Annotated in this window: 1 pseudogene; it reads left to right on the top strand. The window is 75.5% G+C overall.

What is annotated here, in order from left to right:
• Positions 1-108: 108 nt before the first annotated feature.
• Positions 109-548 (top strand): annotated as a pseudogene (locus G5C60_RS50890) (hypothetical protein); the annotation flags it as partial.

Here is a 548-nt window from a genome sequence, read left to right as displayed (position 1 = left end):
GCCCCCAGTTCCGGGAAGGGGCGGGGCTGGGGAAAAAGAAACCCGCCCGCAGCGCGCCACACGCACCTGTTCTGCGAATTTTGTCTGATTAGCGCGTATCGTCGCCGCATGCCCACGCCTTACGGATCCCGCGGCGGCATGGCGTTCGGAGCGGAGGAGCTGCGTGTGCTCCGCCGCGCGCTCGCCCTCGCCCTGAACCCCAGCCCCGTTTCGGCCGAGGACGTCCAGGACTGCCTCCGCCTGGCCGAGTCCGTCGACGAGGCGGCCCATGAGGGAGCCAGGCTGCGCGCCTTCCTGCTGGCCGACCTCGCCCGCTACCGGGCCGCGCTGCCAGGCAGCGCGGCCGGGTATCTGACGCTCCTGGAGGAGGCGCTCGCCGCCGGGTACCGCCCGAACCGCGACGACCTCTCCGCCCTGCGCGCCCTGCGCGGCAACCCCGCGGCGGCCGCCGCCCTGGACCGCTGCCGCCCGTCCGCGGAGCGCCCCCACCTGACGGCCATCCCCGGCGGCCTGGCCGCAACCGGCCCCACGCGCGCGCGTGCCGCCAC

The organism is Streptomyces scabichelini, assembly GCF_011045015.1.
Lineage (GTDB): Bacteria > Actinomycetota > Actinomycetes > Streptomycetales > Streptomycetaceae > Streptomyces > Streptomyces scabichelini.
This window is presented reverse-complemented; position numbering and strand designations above follow the sequence as displayed.